General features: G+C 39.2%; 15 protein-coding genes. 13 read left to right on the forward strand and 2 right to left on the reverse strand.

Annotation, left to right across the window (positions count from 1 at the left end):
* Positions 1-92: 92 nt before the first annotated feature.
* Entirely contained in the window at positions 93-917 is an 825-nt protein-coding gene (locus tag ACR1PO_RS09795; RefSeq protein ID WP_433986638.1) for a universal stress protein, read from the reverse strand.
* A gap of 228 nt (positions 918-1,145) precedes the next feature.
* Here ACR1PO_RS09795 and ACR1PO_RS09800 point away from each other — a divergent pair, with 228 nt between their 5' ends.
* The 5 genes from ACR1PO_RS09800 to ACR1PO_RS09820 all read left to right on the forward strand — a co-directional run bounded on the left by ACR1PO_RS09800 (position 1,146) and on the right by ACR1PO_RS09820 (position 9,003).
* A complete protein-coding gene (locus tag ACR1PO_RS09800) occupies positions 1,146-2,264 on the forward strand; it encodes a sensor histidine kinase (RefSeq protein WP_433986639.1) in 1,119 nt (372 codons plus the stop codon).
* Entirely contained in the window at positions 2,261-3,025 is a 765-nt protein-coding gene (locus tag ACR1PO_RS09805; protein ID WP_332388681.1) for a LytR/AlgR family response regulator transcription factor, read from the forward strand. Before ACR1PO_RS09800 ends, ACR1PO_RS09805 begins: the two co-directional genes overlap by 4 nt.
* 269 nt (positions 3,026-3,294) lie before the next feature.
* Positions 3,295-4,413 (forward strand): efflux RND transporter periplasmic adaptor subunit, encoded by a 1,119-nt coding sequence (locus tag ACR1PO_RS09810; RefSeq protein ID WP_433986640.1) that lies wholly within the window; start codon positions 3,295-3,297, stop codon positions 4,411-4,413.
* A 29-nt stretch (positions 4,414-4,442) separates the two neighbouring features.
* Entirely contained in the window at positions 4,443-7,601 is a 3,159-nt protein-coding gene (locus ACR1PO_RS09815) for an efflux RND transporter permease subunit (protein ID WP_433986641.1), read from the forward strand.
* Positions 7,588-9,003 (forward strand): efflux transporter outer membrane subunit, encoded by a 1,416-nt coding sequence (locus tag ACR1PO_RS09820; protein WP_433986642.1) that lies wholly within the window; start codon positions 7,588-7,590, stop codon positions 9,001-9,003. The genes ACR1PO_RS09815 and ACR1PO_RS09820 overlap by 14 nt, the downstream gene beginning before the upstream one ends.
* 140 nt (positions 9,004-9,143) lie before the next feature.
* Here the strand turns inward: ACR1PO_RS09820 and ACR1PO_RS09825 are convergent, their stop codons facing one another.
* Positions 9,144-9,626 (reverse strand): hypothetical protein, encoded by a 483-nt coding sequence (locus ACR1PO_RS09825; RefSeq protein ID WP_433986643.1) that lies wholly within the window; start codon positions 9,624-9,626, stop codon positions 9,144-9,146.
* 322 nt (positions 9,627-9,948) lie between these two features.
* Between ACR1PO_RS09825 and ACR1PO_RS09830 the strand changes: the two genes are divergently transcribed.
* From ACR1PO_RS09830 to ACR1PO_RS09865, 8 genes are all read left to right on the forward strand, one after another.
* Positions 9,949-10,527, forward strand: coding sequence for a DUF4840 domain-containing protein (locus tag ACR1PO_RS09830; protein ID WP_332388676.1), 579 nt, complete (start codon positions 9,949-9,951; stop codon positions 10,525-10,527).
* Positions 10,528-10,579: 52 nt separating this feature from the next.
* Complete coding sequence (locus ACR1PO_RS09835) at positions 10,580-11,191, forward strand: RNA polymerase sigma factor (RefSeq protein WP_433986644.1); 612 nt, start codon at positions 10,580-10,582, stop codon at positions 11,189-11,191.
* Entirely contained in the window at positions 11,184-12,575 is a 1,392-nt protein-coding gene (locus tag ACR1PO_RS09840) for an outer membrane beta-barrel protein (protein WP_332388674.1), read from the forward strand. The genes ACR1PO_RS09835 and ACR1PO_RS09840 overlap by 8 nt, the downstream gene beginning before the upstream one ends.
* 39 nt (positions 12,576-12,614) lie before the next feature.
* Positions 12,615-13,577 carry a T9SS type A sorting domain-containing protein gene (locus ACR1PO_RS09845; RefSeq protein ID WP_332388673.1) on the forward strand — a complete coding sequence of 321 codons (963 nt, stop codon included), beginning with the start codon at positions 12,615-12,617 and terminating at the stop codon, positions 13,575-13,577.
* 608 nt (positions 13,578-14,185) lie between these two features.
* Positions 14,186-14,539 (forward strand): hypothetical protein, encoded by a 354-nt coding sequence (locus tag ACR1PO_RS09850; RefSeq protein WP_433986645.1) that lies wholly within the window; start codon positions 14,186-14,188, stop codon positions 14,537-14,539.
* Complete coding sequence (locus tag ACR1PO_RS09855; RefSeq protein WP_433986646.1) at positions 14,511-15,092, forward strand: hypothetical protein; 582 nt, start codon at positions 14,511-14,513, stop codon at positions 15,090-15,092. Before ACR1PO_RS09850 ends, ACR1PO_RS09855 begins: the two co-directional genes overlap by 29 nt.
* Positions 15,093-15,357: 265 nt before the next feature.
* Entirely contained in the window at positions 15,358-16,893 is a 1,536-nt protein-coding gene (locus ACR1PO_RS09860; RefSeq protein ID WP_433986647.1) for a YifB family Mg chelatase-like AAA ATPase, read from the forward strand.
* Positions 16,894-17,354: 461 nt separating this feature from the next.
* Positions 17,355-20,462: a non-ribosomal peptide synthetase family protein gene (locus tag ACR1PO_RS09865; RefSeq protein WP_433986648.1), complete on the forward strand. Its 3,108-nt coding sequence runs from the start codon at positions 17,355-17,357 to the stop codon at positions 20,460-20,462.
* Positions 20,463-20,486 lie beyond the last annotated feature (24 nt).

The raw sequence follows: 20,486 nt of genomic DNA on the forward strand, positions 1-20,486 counted from the left end.
AGTTTCCCGGGACTGTTAAACAAGATTAAGTGTAAAATTTAGCCTTTAAAGGCAAAAAAGGATAATTCAATGTGAACAGATTTTTATTGATCTTAATCTATGTTTAGGGGAATTGACAGTAATGGTATTTTATTTTTGTAAGCCATTATAGCTGTTTTACTGCGGTGGAAAAGAGATTCCACAAGGCTGTATCTGTAGGGAACCATGGTCAGAAGATCAGGATTTGTCAATCTTATTTCCTCTTCAATAGCCTTGATGACTTCTATGGACTGGATCATTTTAAAACGGTATCTGATATCATCCAGATCATATCCCGAATTCAGATCCGTATCCTGAATAACCTCAGCAAAATCTTCCAGACTTTCACTTACGTTAAAGACTTCAACCTCAGCATTAAATTCATTAATAAAATAATAAATATCATTCATTGCAGACCAGGTCATACTCCTGTGAGTATCATAAGCAAAAAGTATTTTCCTGATTCCTGTATATTCTATATGGGAAGGAACAATGAGTATCGGTTTTTTTATCCTGTGAAAAGCCCTTGTTACATGGTTGCCCAAAAGTTTTTGTTCCAAAGTTTTCTCTTCCATTCCCATCACCAGAAAATCGCAGCTGTGTATTTGCATACAATTTTCAAGTTCCTCAATAAAGTTTCCGGATGCCAGATGATATTCCACTTCGATAGCATATACTCTTCTAAGCTCCATTACTTTATCTTTCAGCTTTTTTTGATTTTTAAGTGTCTGGGTATAAAAAAAATCAGCGGAAGCCTGTGCATTCAGAGCATGGATAGAAACGGTCTGCAGATTAAAAAGTATCATCTTAAAAGCATTTTCTTTAGCCATAGAAGCTGCATAATGAGTGGCATTTTCAGCTTCACGGGAAAAATCTGTGCAGGCAATTATTGTTTTCATTGTACAGGATTTAGTACTGCAAAACTAGGACAGTCCATCATGAGCTTATGATAAAAATAATGTGATGTTGCATAAAACAATGATGAAATGTCTTTTTCAGGTGATGAACCGTCAGATTCATTTGAACGCTGCTATTTTACGTTTCATATCCCGTTTTGGCGGTCTCGTCTGAAATGGGGAAGACCCATATAAAATCTATTTCTATATTTACAATCACAAAGTTCACCTATGAATAGGATTTCCGCCATCAGGAAAAATATAGTACGAAATAAAAAGATTCTTTCCGCTATGAAAAGAAGGCTCGTAATATGGGCCGTAGCGGTGGTTACTTTCTGTGTTTTCTCCTATCTGATAGACCCGTTTGATCCGGTCTGGAAAGGTTATCTGAACACGCCGCTGCAAATGATTCTGGAAGATGCCTCATGGATTATCTTATTTTCTGTTATCATTTCAGAGGTCAGTATATTTATTGACAGAACACTTAATAAACTGCTTCCCTGGAGAAACAGAACTGTAAAGCGGCTGCTCATTCAGTGTCTGCTGCAGATTGTGGGAAGTGTTATGATTGTGATTATTATTAATGCGATCGTAGACTGTACCTCAGTAACACTGCCTGAAATGGATTCCAGGAAAGAATATACCTTACTAGGGCAATGGATTGCGACAAATATTGTAATCTCTTTGATTATCAGTGCTTTTAATACGGTGGATTACCTGCTTGAAAACTGGAAGAAAACTGCTGTAGAAGCTGCCCAGCATAAACTCCGGGCATCAAAACATAAACAAGCGGCTATGGCGGCAGAGCTTCAGGCACTTAAGCTTCAGATAGACCCGCATTTTATTTTCAATAATTTAAGTGTATTGTCAGAACTTATTTTGGAAGATCAGCAGTTAGGGTATGAATATTCAGAGAAATTTGCAAGAGTTTACCGGTACCTGTTGGTCAATTCCAAAAAAGATATCATTGCAGTAGAAGAGGAACTTAAGTTTTTGGAATCTTATATTTTTCTGATTGAAAAAAGGATCGGGGAAGGTGTTGTGTTTAAAATTGATATTAAAGAAGAGTACAGATCCAGGTTTACCCTGCCGCTGTCTCTGCAGTTATTGGTTGAAAATGCCATTAAACACAACCAGACTTCAAAGGTGCATCCCCTGGAAATTCATGTTTACACCAATCCTGAAGGAGAACTTGTAGTCTCTAACACATTTCTGCCTTTAATCAACAAGCCGGATTCCTCCGGAGTGGGCCTTACCAATATTATTACACGGTATGAAATTTTAGGATATCCTAAACCTGTGATTGAAAAAACTGAAGATAAATTTATTGTAAAACTTCCATTGATATGAAGATTAATAAGATTTTAATAGTTGAAGACGAAAGACCCAATGCAGATAGGCTGAAAAGACTGTTGCTGAAATTAAGACCCCATATCGAAATTCTGTCTGTAGAAGACTCAATAACTTCAACGGTGCACTGGCTGGAAAATAATGTTGTTCCTGATGTTATCATGATGGATGTCCGCCTTGCAGACGGGCTCAGCTTTGAAATATTTAATAAACATGACATTAAAAGTGCGGTCATATTTACCACAGCTTACGATGAATATGCAGTACAGGCATTCAAATACAACAGTGTGGATTATCTTCTGAAACCTATAGAAGAAGAAGAGCTGGATGCTGCCCTGAAACGTTATGAAACCTTTATGGAAGCCGTTCCGGTAGTAGGAACCGCTATTGAAGGATTGTTGAACTATATCCAGCCAAAAGATTACAGAAAACGTTTTCTTATTGCCCACAAAGACGGGTATAAAACAGTTCTGGCAGAGGATATCCTGTATTTTTATACCGAATTGGGAATCAGTAAAGCCATGCTGAATACCGGTGTTGTGGAGAATGTGCCACAGACCCTGGAAGAGCTTGAGAAACAGTTGGATCCGAAATTCTTTTTCCGGGCTAACAGGCAATTTATCATTCATATTGATTCTGTAAAGCAGATTTTTAATCATTTTAACGGAAAACTGAAGCTGGAATTAAGAAAACATCCGGAGATGGAAGTGATTGTAAGCCGCGAAAAAGCTTCCATTTTCAAATCCTGGATGGATTATTGATAATTCATTCCTGAAAAACATACAAGACTGCTTTTTTACAGAAGCGGTCTTTTTTGCCTTACTTACCGGCATATTATTGATCTTAATGGTTTTACCTGGTTCCGCCGGATACATCCTTTTTGTCCTGTTATAGGGGGATACAACTGTTTTCCTTTCATTTTTGCTATCCTACGTTTCACCTGCAATTAACGACGCTTCACTCAATTTCTGCACCTACATCCTTATTATATGAAGTTATTTTGCTGCTGTAAAATTTAAAAACCAATGTTATGAATTACAGAAAAGGATATCTGGTACTTTCACTTGCTGTTGCGGTGCTTTACTCGTGCGGCTCCGGGAACGGTCAGGAAAATACCGGGCAGATGCAGCAGGCATTGCCTACAGATTTTATTCAGGTGAAATCGGGAGATGCGGATGTATCCACCGGTTACCCGGGAAGTATAGAAGGACAGGATAATGTGGACATCAAAGCACAGGTAACAGGATATCTGGAGGCGGTATACGTGAAAGAAGGACAGTATGTAAGTAAAGGACAGACCCTTTTCAGAATAAACCCATCAGTGTACAACGAACAGGTAAATACCAATGAAGCTGCTTTGAAATCAGCTTTGGCAGCACAGGAAACAGCAAGGCTTGAAGTGGAAAAACTGAAACCTCTTGTAGAAGGGAAAGTAGTTTCCGATATGCAGCTGAAAACGGCACAGGCAAGCTATAAAGCTGCATCAGCTCAGGTTGCTCAGGCACAGTCTTCATTAGGATCTTCAAAGATCAATGCTAATTTTACCTATATCAAAGCACCCGTTAGCGGATACATAGGAAGAATTCCGAACAGGGTAGGAAATCTCATCAGTCCGTCTGATGCATCACCGTTGACGACCCTTTCCAGTATAAACACCGTGAATGTTTATTTTTCTATGAATGAAGCAGATTTCATTGCACACAGCAGAGCTTCAGCATCAGGAAATACTGCAGAAAATGTAGAGCTGATCCTTGCAGATGGTTCCACCTATGCTCTTAAGGGAAAACTTGAAAATGCCAGTGGAAACTTCGACAGAAATACCGGAAGTATCCAGATGAAAGCTGTTTTTCAGAATCCTGATAAATTATTAAGAGCCGGAGGAACAGCCAGAGTGATGATTCACAATGCTTTGAATGGAGTAATTAAACTTCCGAAAACCTCAGTAAAAGATATTCAGGACAGATTTTTTGTCTACAAGCTGAATGGTAAAGACAAAGTAAAAATGACTCAGATTACCGTTTCAGGAAGTACATCCCAGGATTATTTTATCAAAGAAGGAGTGAATGCAGGAGATAAAATTGCCATCAACAGAATTGATGCCCTTACAGACGGAGCACAGGTTGTTGCGCATACCGTTCCTTTGAAATAGTTGTATAACCACCATCAGAAAATTCAAAAATGTTAAAAAAAATAATAGACCGTCCGGTACTGGCGACGGTAATATCCCTTATCATTGTCATCTTAGGGATCATAGGATTAAACCAGCTGGCAGTGACCAGATTCCCGGATATTTCTCCGCCTACGATTACCGTTTCAGGGTCTTATCCGGGAGGAAACAGTGAGACCGTGATCCGTTCCGTGGTAACGCCGCTGGAAGAGCAGATCAATGGAGTGGAAGATATGGAATACATGAAGTCTACTGCCAGTAATGACGGTACGTTTTCCATTTCTATTATATTCAAGCAGGGAGTCAATGCGGATCAGGCCGCAGTAAATGTCCAGAACAGAGTGCAGCAGGCCACTCCGATACTTCCCCAGGAGGTTGTACGGATGGGGCTTACCACCTCCAAGCAGCAGAACAGTATGGTATTGATCTTCAATATCTATACTGAGGACAATAAGCAATATGATGAAACCTTCCTTCAGAACTATGCGAATATTAACCTTATCCCACAGGTCAAAAGGGTAAAAGGAGTAGGGCAGGCCATGGTTTTCGGGATTAAAGATTACTCCATGAGAATATGGCTTAACCCTCAGAAAATGTCATCCTACGGACTTGAACCGGCAGATGTCTCCAGAGCCATTGCAGACCACAGTTTGGAATCTGCTCCGGGTAAATTGGGAGAAGAATCTGATGCCGCTTTAGAATATGTGATCCGATATAAAGGAAAGAAGAACAGGCCTGAACAATATGAAAACATCATTGTTAAAAACACAGGAAGCCAGGTCATCAGGCTTAAAGATGTGGCCCGTGTGGAATTCGGAGCCATTTCAAATACGGGAGATAACCTGTCCAATGGTAAAAATGCGGTTACTGTAGCGATCATGCAGACTACAGGATCCAATGCCAACCAGATTGAAATAGGCGTAAACAAAGCCCTTGATCAGTTATCAAAATCATTTCCTCCGGGGATCAAATATACGAAGGTAATGAGCACCAAAGAAAGATTGGATGAGGCTACAGGACAGGTAAAATCTACACTGATAGAAGCATTTATCCTTGTATTTATTGTAGTATTTATCTTCTTGCAGGATTTCAGATCTACAATTATTCCTGCAGTAGCAGTTCCGGTGGCAATTATTGGTACTTTCTTCTTCCTTCTGGTCTTAGGATTTACCATCAATGTACTGACCCTTTTTGCCCTTGTACTGGCGATCGGTATCGTAGTGGATGATGCTATTGTTGTAGTAGAAGCCGTTCACAGTAATATGGAAGGGACAGCCCTTTCAGGAAGAGAGGCCACTCATAAAGCGATGAGCGAGATCACAGGAGCGGTTATTTCCATCACGTTGGTAATGTCAGCGGTATTTATCCCGATCGGGTTTATGTCCGGTTCAGCAGGACTCTTTTATAAGCAGTTTGCGTACACACTGGCCATAGCCATTATTATTTCAGCCGTTAATGCATTGACTTTAACGCCTGCTTTATGTGCGGTATTTCTGAAAAACAACCATGCAGGAGAAGGAGAAAAATCAAAAGGATTCGGACAAAGGTTTGCTGTGGCATTCAATGCCGGTTTTAGTAGTATGACCAACCGTTATGCGAAAGGTGTACGCTTTTTAATTGGAAAAAAGTGGATTGCAGGCGGATTAATTGCAGCGGTTATCGGTGTTGCTGGCTGGCTGATGTCAAGCACACCTAAAAGTTTTGTGCCGATGGAAGATGACGGGTTCTTTATGTATACACTAAGTATGCCTCCGGGAACTGCATTGACAAAAACTACAGAAGTTTCCAATAAAATCAATGACATCTTAAAGGGCGTGGAAGCGGTACAGGAAAATACTTCCATTACAGGATATAATCTGCTCAGCAACAGCGCAGGACCGGCTTACGCCATGGGATTTGTTAAGCTGAAACCTAAAAAAGAAAGAGGTGAAGTTCAGGATATCCAGGAGGTGGTAGATAGGGCTACTGCAAAATTAGGAGTGATAAAAGAAGGAAGCGTGATGACTTTCAGAATGCCTCCGGTAGAAGGCTATGGAATGACGAATGATGCAGAAATTGTACTTCAGGACCGTATGGGAAGAGATCCTCAGGTACTGAAAGCAAAAGCGGATGAACTGATCAGCCAGCTGATGCAGGTTCCGGAAGTAGCATTTACCTACACCATGTTCAGGGCAGACTATCCCCAAATGGAGCTTGAAGTCAATGAAGATAAAGCAAAACAATTAGGAGTAAGTATTTCAAACCTGCTGGGAACCGTTCAGACCTATTTCTCCGGAGACCAGTCCCAGAATTTCTCAAGATTCGGGAAATTCTACAGAGTAAATATTAAAGCAGACGGTGTTTTCAGAATGGATGAGCAGGCGTTTAATGATATTTTCGTGAAAAATGAAAATGGAGATATGGTTCCGGTGAATACATTAATCACTTTGAAAAAAGTCTACGGACCGGAATCCGTTCAGCGTTATAACCTTTATAATTCATTAAATATCAACGTGTCTCCAAAGCCAGGTGTAAGTAACGGGGAATTGATGGCCAAACTGGAACAGACTTTAAGTAATTTGCCTTCTGACTACAGCTACGAATGGACGGGATTGAGCCTGGAAGAAAAATCAGCAGGAAATCAGACGGTCGCCATCTTCGGCTTATGTTTGCTTTTCGTATATCTTTTGTTGGCAGCTCAATATGAAAGTTATATCCTTCCTCTGGCAGTAATGCTTTCCATCCCAACAGGAATTGTAGGAGCATTTTTGGGAATAAAAGCCATTGGTTTAGATAACAATATTTATGTACAGGTAGGGCTGATCATGCTTATCGGCCTCCTGGCCAAAAACGCAATCCTTATTGTGGAATTTGCCATCCAAAGGAGAAAAACAGGTCTTTCTATTCTGGATTCTGCACTGGAAGGAGCAAAGGCGAGATTACGTCCGATTATTATGACGTCGTTAGCCTTTATTGTAGGAATGGTTCCGCTGATGCTTTCTTCAGGAGGAATGGCTTCCGGTAACAAATCCATCAGTACAAGTGCTGCCATGGGAATGTTGAGCGGAGTGGTTTTAGGCGTTTTTGTAATTCCTGTACTCTACATGTTCTTTCAGTATCTGGATGAGAAATTCTCTGTGAAAAAGAAGTATCGTACAACAGAAAATCAATTGACAAATGAGACTATTTAATATAAAGAATTTCCTTATTTCAGGCGCAATGGCATCATTGCTGATGTCTTGTGCCGTAGGGAAGAAATATACAAGAACAGACCTTCAGATTCCCGAAAAATACAAAGAATCTTTACAGGTAACAGGCGATACGGTGGTGCTTCCGTGGAAGACTTTTTTCAAAGATCCTAAACTGATAGGGTTAATAGATAAGGCCCTTTCCAGAAACAATGAAGTAAACGTTGCCCTGAAAAACATAGAACAGCTGGATCTTGCTTATAAACAGGCCAAGCTGAGCCTCATGCCAACAATGGATTTCAGTGCAGGAGCCAACAGAAGCTGGGCTTCCAAAAATACGCTTAACGGTTCCCTGAATGAACAGTTTGTTGGGACAAAATACCTGGATGATTTCACTGCTGCGTTAAGGCTTTCCTGGGAAGTAGATATCTGGGGAAAAGCCAAAATGCAGAAAGAATCTGCCGCTGCAGAATATTTTGGACAGAAAGAGAACTTAAATGCCATAAAAAGCAGGATCGTTGTTCAGGTAGCACAGGCTTATTACAATCTTGTCAGTCTGGATGAACAGCTGAAAATAGCGGAGCAGAATATTGAACTGAGTGACAATACGCTCAAAATGATGAATCTGCAATTTACAGCAGGGCAGATTAATTCTCTGGCCGTTCAGCAGGCTGAGGCACAAAAGAAAACCGCTGAGCTGCTGATTCCTTTGGCAAAACAGAATATTTCCATACAGGAAAATGCATTGAGCATTCTTTGCGGAGAATATCCGGCGAGGATTGAGAGGGAAGGTAACCTTAAAACAATGATTCCTGAAAATAAATTATCAGAAGGATTACCCGCACAATTGCTGAGCCGCAGGCCGGATCTGAAAATGGCAGAATTTAATGTTATCAGCCTGAATTCAAAAACCGGATTGGCAAAAGCAGCGATGTATCCGAGTATCAGCCTTAGTCCGCAGATTGGAGTGAATTCCAATAAATTCAGCTCATGGTTTGATATTCCGGGCTCTATTACCAAAGCCATTGCAGCCAATCTGGCAGCTCCGGTTTTTCAGAAAAAGCAATTGAAAACAGCTTACGAAACAGCATTGATTGAGCAGGAAAAAGCAGCGGTCAACTTTAAACAATCTGTAATGACCGCAGTTGGAGAGGTTTCCGATGCAATGGCAAAGTCTAAGGGATCTTCGGAAAGGCTGCAGCTTTTAGAACAGAGAACAGCCATTCTGGATAAAGGAATCAATGATGCACTGAAGCTGTATAAAAGCGGAATGGCAACTTATCTGGAAGTGATCACTGCACAAAACAACAAACTGCAGAATGACCTGGAAGCTATTAATGTTACACTGGAAAGATTAAATGCTGAGGTTGATCTGTACAGGGCACTTGGAGGAGGAGTGGAGTAAAATGTAAATGAAAAATAAAAGGAAGCTGCATGACACAGCTTCCTTTTTATGTCCAAAATAATTGGTTGCTCCAATAAAAAAATAAATAGCCAGAATGACTATTTATTTCCCACGATCAACAATATGTGATATGATAAAATCTATTTTGCTACGTATGAATAATCTTTGATGAAAGCCTGCCCGGATGCGTAGGTTTTATTCTCGTCAGTCTCTACACTTCCATTCACCTCAGCTTTATAGCTTACAGAAATAGGAGCCCCGTCAAGATTGGATATAGCAACATGAAGACTTGAAAAGTTGAATGGCTTTACAGTCTCAAACACATAGGTTTTTGTACTGCCGGTAAAATCACTCACCTCCAATGAACTGGTATTTGCATTCCCTTCAGTGGCTCCGTTCTTTTTCCATACAGGACTTCCGTACTGGCTGGCATCGTGATTTCCTGCACTGACAAGAAAATCAACCTGATCATTGGAATCGACCCCGTTTACAGTAATGGTAAATTTCATGTTCGCTTTTGCATCGGCAGGATCATCATCCTTACTGCAGGCCGAAAAAATAATGCCGGCAGCTGCGATCATTAAAAAAGCCGAAATAATTTTTTTTGTCCTTGGTTTTTTCATAACAGTTACTATTTTGCCTTTTATTGTTGAGACAAATGTAGTCTGAGACGTATACTACCGGCAATACATAAAAACCATGTTTTTTTTCTACCGGGAATCAGGTAGAAAATAAGCTATAGCTCTTTTCCCAATGAAAAATTCTGATTTTTAAACATGAACTTTATAGCTATAAATAAAAATGGGTGAAAATTTACATGCATTAAATCAGTCAGTTATGGAAAATTTCATCTTTTTTCAAAAAAAATATGCAAGATTTTTGAAAAGCTGGATTTATATAGATGAGTACTCGAAAATAATTAATGTTTAACGAAAATGTAATGCAATGAAAAAATTGACAGTACCCCGATTTTTTATAACAGTTTTAATGGTTTTGGCAGGATTGGCCTTATACTCATGTAATGATAGTGATGGACAGGATATTCCACCTGTAAAAATGGAAGAATTACCAGGAAACTATAAAGGTAAGCTGATTATTATCCAGGGAAATAGTAAAAGAGAAGGAATAAAAGAATTCAAAGTAAAAAAAGATACGATCTCATTTGCAGAATTTCCTGTTACCGAAATTGTAAAAACAGTGGTGAAAGACCCTGCAAAAGCAGAAACAGCCATAAAAGCGCTTGGAAAAGTAAAGTATGATCTTAAATATGCAGCAGTGATCAATACAGCAAATAATGTGATAGAATTAACTTTGGCTCCTAAGACAATGGAACTTCAGATTCCTGTAGACGGCGTTAATAAAAAGACCGTTGTAGAATTTGTTTCCAAGCAGAAAGGATATTATGTAGGTATGGATAGAACACTTAGATATGCTCTTACAGCAGAAAAAATTACAGTAGATGGGACATTGATTACTCCTTATGAAGTGATCGATTATAATTTTCCGTTCTGTATAAAAAATTAATAGATATTATCATAAATGGATTGCGCTTTAATAAGATGCAATCTATTTTTGCTTGACAGTTTATAACATCCTGACGGGTACGGCAGCAGTAGCATATATGGAAGAAAGTAAAGAACAGATTTTGGTAAAGCACCTTCTGAAGAAGGAGGAAGCTGCATGGAAAGAGCTTTTTGGAGCTTATTCCGGAAATCTGAGCTATGTATGCTCCCGCTACGTGACGGAAAAAGAAGACATTCATGATGTGCTTCAAAACAGTTTTATCAAAATGTTCCGTTCGATAGAATCCTTTGAGTATAGAGGAAACGGTTCTTTAAAAGCCTGGATGACGCGTATCACAGTTAATGAATCTTTGAAACATATAAAGCAGAAAGGAGATTTCAAATCGGCGGTTGAAGTAGATGATCTTCCGGATATTCCTAATGAAGAAGAACCTGATTTTGAAGAAATTCCACGGGATGATATTATGAAAATGATCAGATCTCTTCCTGAAGGATACAGAACTGTTTTTAACCTGTTTGTATTTGAGAAAAAAAGCCATAAAGAAATTGCCGGGCTGCTGGGAATTGCAGAAAACTCTTCTGCATCTCAGTTTCACCGTGCAAAAGGATTGCTTGTTCAGAAAATAAAAGAATGTAAAATGTCAAAAAAAGCACAATATGAATAATGAATGGCTAAATAACCTGCGAAGCAGAATGGATGACCATGAAGAGGACGTTCCGGAAGGGTTGTGGGATGACATCAGAGATGAATTATTCTCGGGAGAAGAAAACAACGGCGTTCCCGGGTTTATTCCTGAAATTCATGAAGGTGGTGCGGAAAAGAAAGAAAGAATTGCAGGTGCGGGACAAAAATCTTTATTCTATCGCATCGGAGGTATTGCTGCTGCCATTGCATTGCTGTTTTTACTGACAAAAATACTGCCTTATCATGACAAGGAAAAAGTTCTGTCTCAGAAACCGGCAGATATGAGAAATGACAAGGAAAAAGGATCTTTAAATGCCGGAAAAACCGAACATATTGTAAGCAGTGAGGTAAAATCAGGAATAAATGCCTTCTTAGCTGAAAATACATTCAATACAGAAATTCTGAAGAAAAACTTAACTCAAAGCTATTCTGATAACGGAATAAAAAATAACGCTGGAAAAACCCAGGATATTATAAAGATTCCTGCTGCTTCCGAGGCCTTTCAGCAGGAAAATAAAATTGCTCAGAAAATATCGCCTGTTGATGATACTGTGAAGGAAACGGCGGAAGAAAAAGAATCAGATGAGGTTCTTTTTAAACAGGAAAAATTGAAGGAGATATACGCAGAAAACACAAAACATGATGCCAGAAAATCCGGAAATAAAAAGTCCTGGATGCTGGGTATGCTGACAGGAAATATGGCTTCCAATTCCGCAGAACAGCAGTTTCCAGGGTATGCTTCAATTACCGGAAAAGCCATGAATGTCGAGCAGGTATGGACTACTTCAGAGTTCCATGATGATCCTCTGACAGCCATATTGCTGGCAAATCAGAGCCAGCCGGTAGAAGCGAGAATCAGGCATAAGGTACCTGTTACTTTCGGGCTTTCTGTTTACTATAATCTGGGGAAAAAATGGGGAATAGGAACGGGAGTAAATTATACCAAACTGTCTTCTGAGCTGCATTCCGGGAGTGATAACAATTATATTAAGGGAGATCAGACCGTTCATTACATAGGAATTCCTGTGCAGATCAATTACAATGTCATTCAGAAGGGCAAATTTACAGGATATGTGACAGGGGGAGCGCTTGTGGAAAAGCCTGTGGCAGGAAGTATCACAACAACCTATGTAGTGAATGATGAAATAAAGGAATCCTCAAAAGAAAGTTTGGTGCCCAAACCTTTACAGTTCTCAGTCAACGCAGCAGCAGGCCTTCAGCTGAAGATTATTGATAAGGTCGGAATTTATGCAGAGCCGGGAATAGGATATCATTTTAAAAAAGAAAATGCTCCCAATACAATTTATAAAGAAAAACCACTTCATTTTAATATGAAGTTCGGTGTAAGAGTGCTGTTGGATTAATGCCGGAGATTTTTAAAAACCAAGCTTAATTATTTATATATGAAAACAAAACTAATCTTTTTGATGTTTTTATTATTCAGCATTTTGAATCTAAAAGCACAGTGTACCCCTACAGTTACCAGTCCCAGACTTGGGCAGAAATATCCCGGAACCGTTCTGTTCTGTGATACGGAAGATGAAGTACTTTCTACCACACAGGCTTACACAACTTACCAGTGGTATAAACAGGCGTGGACCTGGCAGACTCCTAATAACAATCCGTGGGTTGCTATTCCGGGAGCTACGTCACAGCAGCTGACCATCAGCGGGAACGAGCAGCTGAATTATTTTAAAGTGGTTGTTACCGATGGAGACTGTACAGCAGAAAGCCCGACAGTATTTGCAGATGGCTTCGTATATGGGCTTCCGGCTATGATGACTACTTATACTCCGGGAACCTATGAAGAAAATATGGGAACAGTAAATGTGTGCAATGGTGCTTCTATTCAATTTGACGATATATTCCCTGTAGTGTATGGCAAGCATACCTGGTTCAAATGTGTCCCAAGCAGTAATCCTCCGGTGGCAGGGGATCCTTGTATCATTCCAGGTGTAGTAGGAGATACTTATGTAGCAACAACTTCCGGAAAATATGGATTCTATGCCTGTACTGAATACTGTCCGGACCAATGCCAGATGTTGGATCCATTTGCCTTTGTTGAGGTAAATTTCGGGAACTGGGAGTTCTGCAGCAATCTGGGAACAGGAGAGGCAAAAATTAAAGATAATAATCTGAAAATCTATCCTAATCCTACAGCACAGCACCTTTATATCGGAAAAGAATCAGACAAAGTTTATAAAGAAGTTACCATTATAGATATGTCCGGAAAGCTGGTTCTGAAAAAAACAGATCACAGATACAATCAGCCCATTGATGTAAGCCAGCTGGTGCCGGGGAACTATATTATTGTTTCTAAAAGTGCAGAGGGCATTGAATACAAAAATAGATTTATAAAAAAATAGGATTACGTAATCTGATGATGCTAAAATATTGATTGTGGCAGGAAGAATGGATGTCAGAGGAGAGAGTTTCCTTGTATTGAAGAAGAACTAGAGTAATTTATTTTAATACTTTACGCTCAATAGATAAAATTTTCATCCTTGTTAATCTAATGACGTCATAATTACCCCAAAAGGAGTTCTCTCTTTCCGGCATCCGGCTTCCTGACTTACATTTAATTTTTCTGTAACTCAGATGAAATAATCTATTCGTTAGTTTTTAATAATGGTTGGGTCGGTACAAAGAAATTTGTACCGGTTTTTTTTATCCTGAATTTTCTGAATTTCTTTTTAAATATCCCCGTCTGACCAGAATGCTATTAACGTAAATCCCGGATTTTTAAAATACTATATTGGTTATTTTTGCAGCACTTGAGATAATGCAATAACAATAGATGGAAACCCATGTTAATAAATCTTTTTCATGTGAAAAATTAGACTCAAGTGATATAATTTTTAAATTTTCAAAAAAATCAAAACATTCCGTCGTTACCATTTGCTTATGGGTTTATTCTGAATAACCAAGAAAAATGGAGCTTGGCATGGAGTAAAACTTAACGCTAATTAAAATTATGAAATATTTTTTTCTTGCATTTTTTCTTTTATTTACCTCTTGTATTTCTGATGAGAACCTAAATTTACAATCAAATTCTAAATTTCAAGGGAATTACGTTGGAAGCTTTAATGGAGATTTATCTGGTGAAATAAAATTCAGCGTATCTGATACAGGTAACCTTGAAGGGACGGTATATTATACTACAGCCGATAGTTCTGAAATGATATCGGGCTATGTAATGATTAGCGGGAAATTTGACGCAGCTACAAAAGCCGGATTAAGTTTTTCAGGATATTTGAATGATTCATCCATGAATGGGAAATGGTCAAAAGGTAGTTTAAATGGGAACTATAATTTTTATAAAAAATAATATGATGAAAAAAATATTTTTAATTTTATTAGTATTTAGTGTAGCTGTAGTGTATTCGCAAGAAAAATCATCAACAAAAAACTCATTCTTTGGAGTTCAAGCCGGGCTTTTTGGTGCAAATGTCTATAATGAAGTCAATTTTTCTGAACAATTTACACTTAGAAGTGAGATTGATTTAACTGCTGGGATTTGGGGAGGAGATTTGTACTCTAAAACAGGTTTTGCATTAGTATCTGCTTTGGCTGTAGCTCCGAAATGGTACTACAATATCAATCAAAGAAATATTGAAAACAAGAATACTAAGTATAATTCTGCAAACTATCTTTCTGCAAAATTTGGATTCGTTCCTGACTGGTTTGTTATTTCAAACGTTGATGGAATAGAAGTAAACCCAATGATTTCATTGATTCCTACATGGGGACTAAGAAGGAATTTTACGAAAAATTTTAATTATGAAGTTCAGCTAGGTTTAGGAGTAGGGAAAATTCTAAAATCAGAGTATTCTCTTCAGGTAGTTCCTAATTTAAGTTTTAGGATTGGGTATGATTTTTAATTGAAATATTACTATTCAACAATTAACCTTGGCCACTCACTGGTCAAGGTTAATTGTTTTTACATGACAAACTACTCTGAATGTGGAGATCGCCTTATGGCTTTGAATGATTTAAATTAAAGAGTAAGAGTTTAAATATGTTTTCAAATCCGATGTTTGTTTTCTGAATTTCTTTTTAAATATCCCCGTCTGACCAGAATGCCATTAACGTAAATCCCGGATTTTTAAAATACTATATTGATTATTTTTACTTCAAAAACACACCATGCTGATTAAAATTTACGGAAGTGCCATTCATGGGGTGGCGGCACAGACCATTACCATTGAAGTAAATGTAGACACTGGCGGAGTGGGATACCACCTGGTGGGACTTCCCGATAACGCCATCAAAGAAAGCAGCTACAGAATATCGGCCGCACTGAAAAACGTAGGATATAAGATTCCCGGAAAGAAAATCACGATTAATATGGCTCCGGCAGATCTCAGAAAAGAAGGTTCAGCTTATGATCTTAGTATTGCCATTGGGATTTTAACCGCTTCAGACCAGATACTGGCAGAAGAAGTTAAAGACTATATCATTATGGGAGAGCTTTCTCTGGATGGAAGCCTGCAGCCGATCAAAGGCGTCCTCCCCATTGCAATTCAGGCCAGGGAAGAGGGATTCAAAGGGATCATTCTCCCCGGACAAAATGCAAGGGAAGCCGCTATTGTTAATGATCTTGAAGTATATGGGGTAGAAAATATCAGAGAGGTTATTGATTTTTTTAATGAAGGAAAGCTCCTTGAAAAAATGACGTTGGATGCCAGAAAAGAATTTCACGAGAAAATTAACAACTTTCCTTTCGATTTCTCTGAAGTTAAAGGTCAGGAAACAGCCAAAAGGGCGATGGAGGTTGCCGCCGCCGGTGGGCACAACATTATTCTGATCGGCCCGCCAGGGAGCGGAAAAACAATGCTGGCCAAAAGAGTTCCCAGTATTTTACCTCCTTTAACATTGAAAGAGGCTCTGGAAACAACAAAAATCCATTCTGTTGCCGGGAAAATAGGAACAGAAGCTTCACTGATGACTGTCCGCCCCTTCAGATCTCCACATCATACTATTTCTGATGTTGCTCTCGTGGGAGGCGGGAGTTACCCGCAGCCCGGGGAGATTTCCCTTGCCCATAACGGCGTTTTATTTCTGGATGAAATGCCTGAATTTAAAAGAACAGTGCTGGAAGTAATGAGACAGCCTCTGGAAGATCGTGAGGTAACCATTTCAAGAGCAAGGTTTACCGTAAACTATCCCGCAAGTTTTATGCTGGTAGCATCCATGAATCCCAGTCCAAGCGGTTTCTTTCCCGATGATCCTAATAATACCTCATCGGTTTATGAAATGCAGCGCTACATGAATAAACTTTCCGGGCCTCTTCTGGATAGAATTGATATTCATATTGAAGTTCAGAAGGTAGAATTTGAGCAGCTTTCCGAAAAAAGAAAAGGGGAGAAAAGCAAAGACATCAGAGAACGCGTACTGAAAGCCCGGGAGATTCAGAATAAGCGGTATCAGAATCTCAATATCAGCAGCAATGCCCAGATAGGACCGAAGGAAATTGAAGCATTTTGTGAGCTGGATGAAACCTCTTTCGGCCTTATCAAATCAGCAATGGAAAAACTAAACCTCTCGGCAAGAGCATATGACAGAATTCTGAAAGTTGCCAGAACTATTGCCGACCTTGAAGAATCTGAGAATATTTTGTCTCACCATATTTCCGAAGCCATACAATACAGAAGCCTGGACCGTGAATTCTGGAATGGTTGATTTTTAATCTATTTATCTGATTTTAAAACAAATACAAATATTCTTTTCATAAGTTTAATTCTTTGTGGTAGGATAAATGTAGCAATTATGTAACGCATAGGTTAAATTATTATGTTAAGTTTGGTTGCCATATTATTAAAATATTACATTATGAAAATCAAATTTTTAAATACTGAATAGAAATTTGCATTGAATTGCCGAAGAATATCCACAATATATTCTTTTCTTTTTTCCGACTGTCATAAATAACGTGTGAACGCTGTTTACGTTCTGCTCACTGAGTGGATCGCTTAAGACTCTGTATCATTCATTTTTACAACTATAATGAAACGCATTTAGTACATAAACTGTGGTTATACCTTATACCCTGGTGTGTCCTTATTTCATTTCATTTAAAATTATTCTACAGAGGATGAAAGCCATTGATTACTAATTTTTTAAACCAATCAAAATTTATTACGATGTCAAACACAATTCCCTCATCAGAAGCCCAATCAATAGGTTCGGCTGTATTGCTGTCATCTGAAGACAGAGAAAAACTTTTAAACGGATTCAATAAAACAGGCTGGGACTATCATCATGAAAAAACATTGGAATCCCTTTTCCGGAAACAGGCAATCCTTCACGCGGATAAAACAGCAGCTGTTTATCAGGAGCAGGAAATTACCTACAGAGATCTGGACCAGAGAAGCAATCAGGTAGCTAACTTCTTACTAAAACATGGTGTGAAAGAAGGACAATATGTTCCTGTCTGGCTTGATCGTTCTTTAGAATGGATTATTGCTGTTCTTGGTGTTATTAAAACGGGAGCTTCGTATGTCCCTGTAGATCCTGCTTACCCTGCGAAAAGAGTAGAATATATTCTTTCCGATACTTCTTCAGATCTCATTATTACCAATCAACACCTTAAAGATCTCTTATCTGAATCCGGAAAAGAAAAAGTATTTGACCTGAGCAGCATGGAAAACCTCAATCATTTACCTTCGCATCATCCTGAGATTAAAATTCACAAAAAAAGCCTTGCCTATACAATTTATACATCAGGATCAACCGGAAAGCCGAAGGGAGTAATGATAAGCCATCAGGCTATACAGCATCTGGTAACGTGGCATAACCATCATTTTCATGTGGATCACAGTTCCAGGCTAACTCTTGTTGCAGGATTGGCATTTGATATCTCAGTATGGGAGGTCTGGTCGGCGCTTACCTCAGGAGCAACCGTTTTTATTGCAGACAATGAGGATAGAACAGAGGCTCAGGCATTGGTAGATTACTATAGAAAAAATCATATTACCCATGGCTTTGTACCTACGGTTCTAGCTCCTTCTGTAGTAGATCTTACCCGGAATTATAATGACCTGAAATTAAAATATCTCTTTACGGCAGGAGAAAAGCTGAAGCCGGTGCTTACTACGGAATTAAGCTATGAGCTGATAGATTATTACGGTCCTACAGAATGTACTGTATATGCTACCTTCAAAAAAGTGAAGGATATCAACGGGAAATATGTTTCCTCTATTGGCAGGCCCATTGCCAATGCAAAAGCATATATCCTGGGAGAAAATATGGAATTGCTGCCGGTAGGAGCTGCCGGAGAATTATGTATCGGCGGAAATCTTTTAGCAGAAGGATACCTTAATAATGAAGAGCTTACTCATTCCAAATTTATTATGAACCCGTTCAGGGAAACAGAAAAACTTTACCGTACCGGAGATCTGGCCAGATGGAAGCCGGATGGTGAGATTGAATTTCTGGGAAGGATTGATAATCAGGTGAAAATTCGTGGATTCAGAATTGAATTGGGAGAAATAGAACGTTCACTGATCAGACAGGAAGAAATCAAAGAGGCTGTGGTCATGGGAAAGGAAACGGAAGGGAGCACCAAATACCTGATTGCTTTTGTTGTATTAAAACCTGAAATGGTAACAGATATTTCTTCAATCCGTAATGCATTGAAGGAAGAGCTTCCAGGTTATATGATTCCTGCCCAGATTATTTTTATAGATGCCATTCCGTTAACAGCCAACGGAAAAACAGATACCAGGGCATTAAAGGAACTGGCTGATCAGGAAGCAAAAGAAGTAATTTCATCTGAGCCGCCAACCAATGAAACGGAAAGGATTATTGTGGATGTCTGGTCTTCTGCTCTGGAACGTCCAGTTATCAATATTACAGATAACTTTTTTGACATCGGAGGAAACTCCCTGTTGGTAGCAACCGTTGCTGTTACATTACAAAGGAAGCTTGATGTAAAGGTTTATCTGCGGGATATCTATCAGTATCCGGTATTGCAGCAGCTGTCAGAGATTCTTATAGCCAGGTCCGGAGAAATGAGAAACGCGGTTCCGGCAGAAGATGTGGAGCCTTATGTTGAATTACAGAAAGATGTTTATCTGGCTCCCGGAACTGTCTTTGCGGGAGGATTTGATCCCGGACAGGTAGAAAACCCCGGAACAATATTTTTAACGGGAGTTACAGGATTTGTAGGGATTCATCTTTTACAGGAGCTTCTGGATACTACTGATGCAGATATCTATTGTCTTGTGAGAGCTCAGGATGAATTTGCCGCAATGGAAAAGATTGGAAGATGTTTTAAACAATACCACATCCCCCATAAAGATGAACAGAAACTGAGGATTATTCCTGTGATAGGAGATCTGGCATTGCCATCTTTAGGGTTGTCTGAAGAAATATTCGCCAGGCTGGCAAAACAGGTTGATGTGATCTATCATTCCGGAAGCTCAGTAAACTTCATTGAACCCTATTCCTATATGAAAGCTCCGAATGTAGAAGGATTAAGAGAAATCATAAAGCTGGCAGGAGCAGAAAGAACAAAATGTCTTGCTTTATTATCCACAATCTCAGTATATAGCTGGGGACATATATTTACAGGAAAAACAGTAATGCTTGAGTCTGATGATATCGAACAGAACTTAATGTCCGTAAGTAAAGATATAGGATATGTAAGAAGCAAATGGGTGATGGAGGCTGTGGCAGATTTAGCCGCTAAAGAAGGGCTTCCGTTAATCACCTATCGTTTGGGATATGCAATGTGCCACAGCGAAACAGGTGCAAGTGCGTCCTATCAATGGTGGTCGGGATTAGTGAAAAACTGTATAGAGTTCCAGTCTTACCCTGCTTTAACAGAGCTTAGAGAAGGGCTCATTACGGTAGATTATATGACCAAAGCCATGGCGCATATCACAAAAAATAAAGATGCAATAGGTATGAAGTTCAACTTAATTGCCCGCCCGGAAACAAATCTTACGCTGGAAGACTTCTTCAGATTGATGAAGCAGTATTATCCGTTTACACTGGAAGCGCTTCCATACAAAGAATGGCGAAAACAATGGGAGGATGACAGTAAAAACCGTTTGTATCCACTGACAAGCCTTTTCAGGGATAATATGCATGAAGGCTTATCCACGGTAGAGCTTTATCAGAATACCTATATATGGGATTGTTCCAATGTGATCCGATTTCTGGAAGGGTCCGGGATTCAGGAACCGGTGTTTGATAAAAAAATACTGGATTCCTATTTAAAGTACCTGGGAATTCCGGTTGAATAATATTTGAATTATTAAGGTCCAGAC

This window comes from Chryseobacterium amylolyticum (assembly GCF_051011775.1).
Classification (GTDB): domain Bacteria; phylum Bacteroidota; class Bacteroidia; order Flavobacteriales; family Weeksellaceae; genus Chryseobacterium.

Bases quoted from the DNA above. Each gene is read 5' to 3' on its own strand.
- ACR1PO_RS09840 (WP_332388674.1), top strand. From the start codon at position 11,184: ATGAATAATGAATGGCTAAATAACCTGCGAAGCAGAATGGATGACCAT.
- ACR1PO_RS09845 (WP_332388673.1), top strand. From the start codon at position 12,615: ATGAAAACAAAACTAATCTTTTTGATGTTTTTATTATTCAGCATTTTG.
- ACR1PO_RS09820 (WP_433986642.1), top strand. From the start codon at position 7,588: ATGAGACTATTTAATATAAAGAATTTCCTTATTTCAGGCGCAATGGCA.
- ACR1PO_RS09815 (WP_433986641.1), top strand. From the start codon at position 4,443: ATGTTAAAAAAAATAATAGACCGTCCGGTACTGGCGACGGTAATATCC.
- ACR1PO_RS09810 (WP_433986640.1), top strand. From the start codon at position 3,295: ATGAATTACAGAAAAGGATATCTGGTACTTTCACTTGCTGTTGCGGTG.
- ACR1PO_RS09855 (WP_433986646.1), top strand. From the start codon at position 14,511: ATGGGAACTATAATTTTTATAAAAAATAATATGATGAAAAAAATATTT.
- ACR1PO_RS09795 (WP_433986638.1), bottom strand. From the start codon at position 917: ATGAAAACAATAATTGCCTGCACAGATTTTTCCCGTGAAGCTGAAAAT.
- ACR1PO_RS09860 (WP_433986647.1), top strand. From the start codon at position 15,358: ATGCTGATTAAAATTTACGGAAGTGCCATTCATGGGGTGGCGGCACAG.
- ACR1PO_RS09825 (WP_433986643.1), bottom strand. From the start codon at position 9,626: ATGAAAAAACCAAGGACAAAAAAAATTATTTCGGCTTTTTTAATGATC.
- ACR1PO_RS09830 (WP_332388676.1), top strand. From the start codon at position 9,949: ATGAAAAAATTGACAGTACCCCGATTTTTTATAACAGTTTTAATGGTT.
- ACR1PO_RS09800 (WP_433986639.1), top strand. From the start codon at position 1,146: ATGAATAGGATTTCCGCCATCAGGAAAAATATAGTACGAAATAAAAAG.
- ACR1PO_RS09850 (WP_433986645.1), top strand. From the start codon at position 14,186: ATGAAATATTTTTTTCTTGCATTTTTTCTTTTATTTACCTCTTGTATT.
- ACR1PO_RS09805 (WP_332388681.1), top strand. From the start codon at position 2,261: ATGAAGATTAATAAGATTTTAATAGTTGAAGACGAAAGACCCAATGCA.
- ACR1PO_RS09865 (WP_433986648.1), top strand. From the start codon at position 17,355: ATGTCAAACACAATTCCCTCATCAGAAGCCCAATCAATAGGTTCGGCT.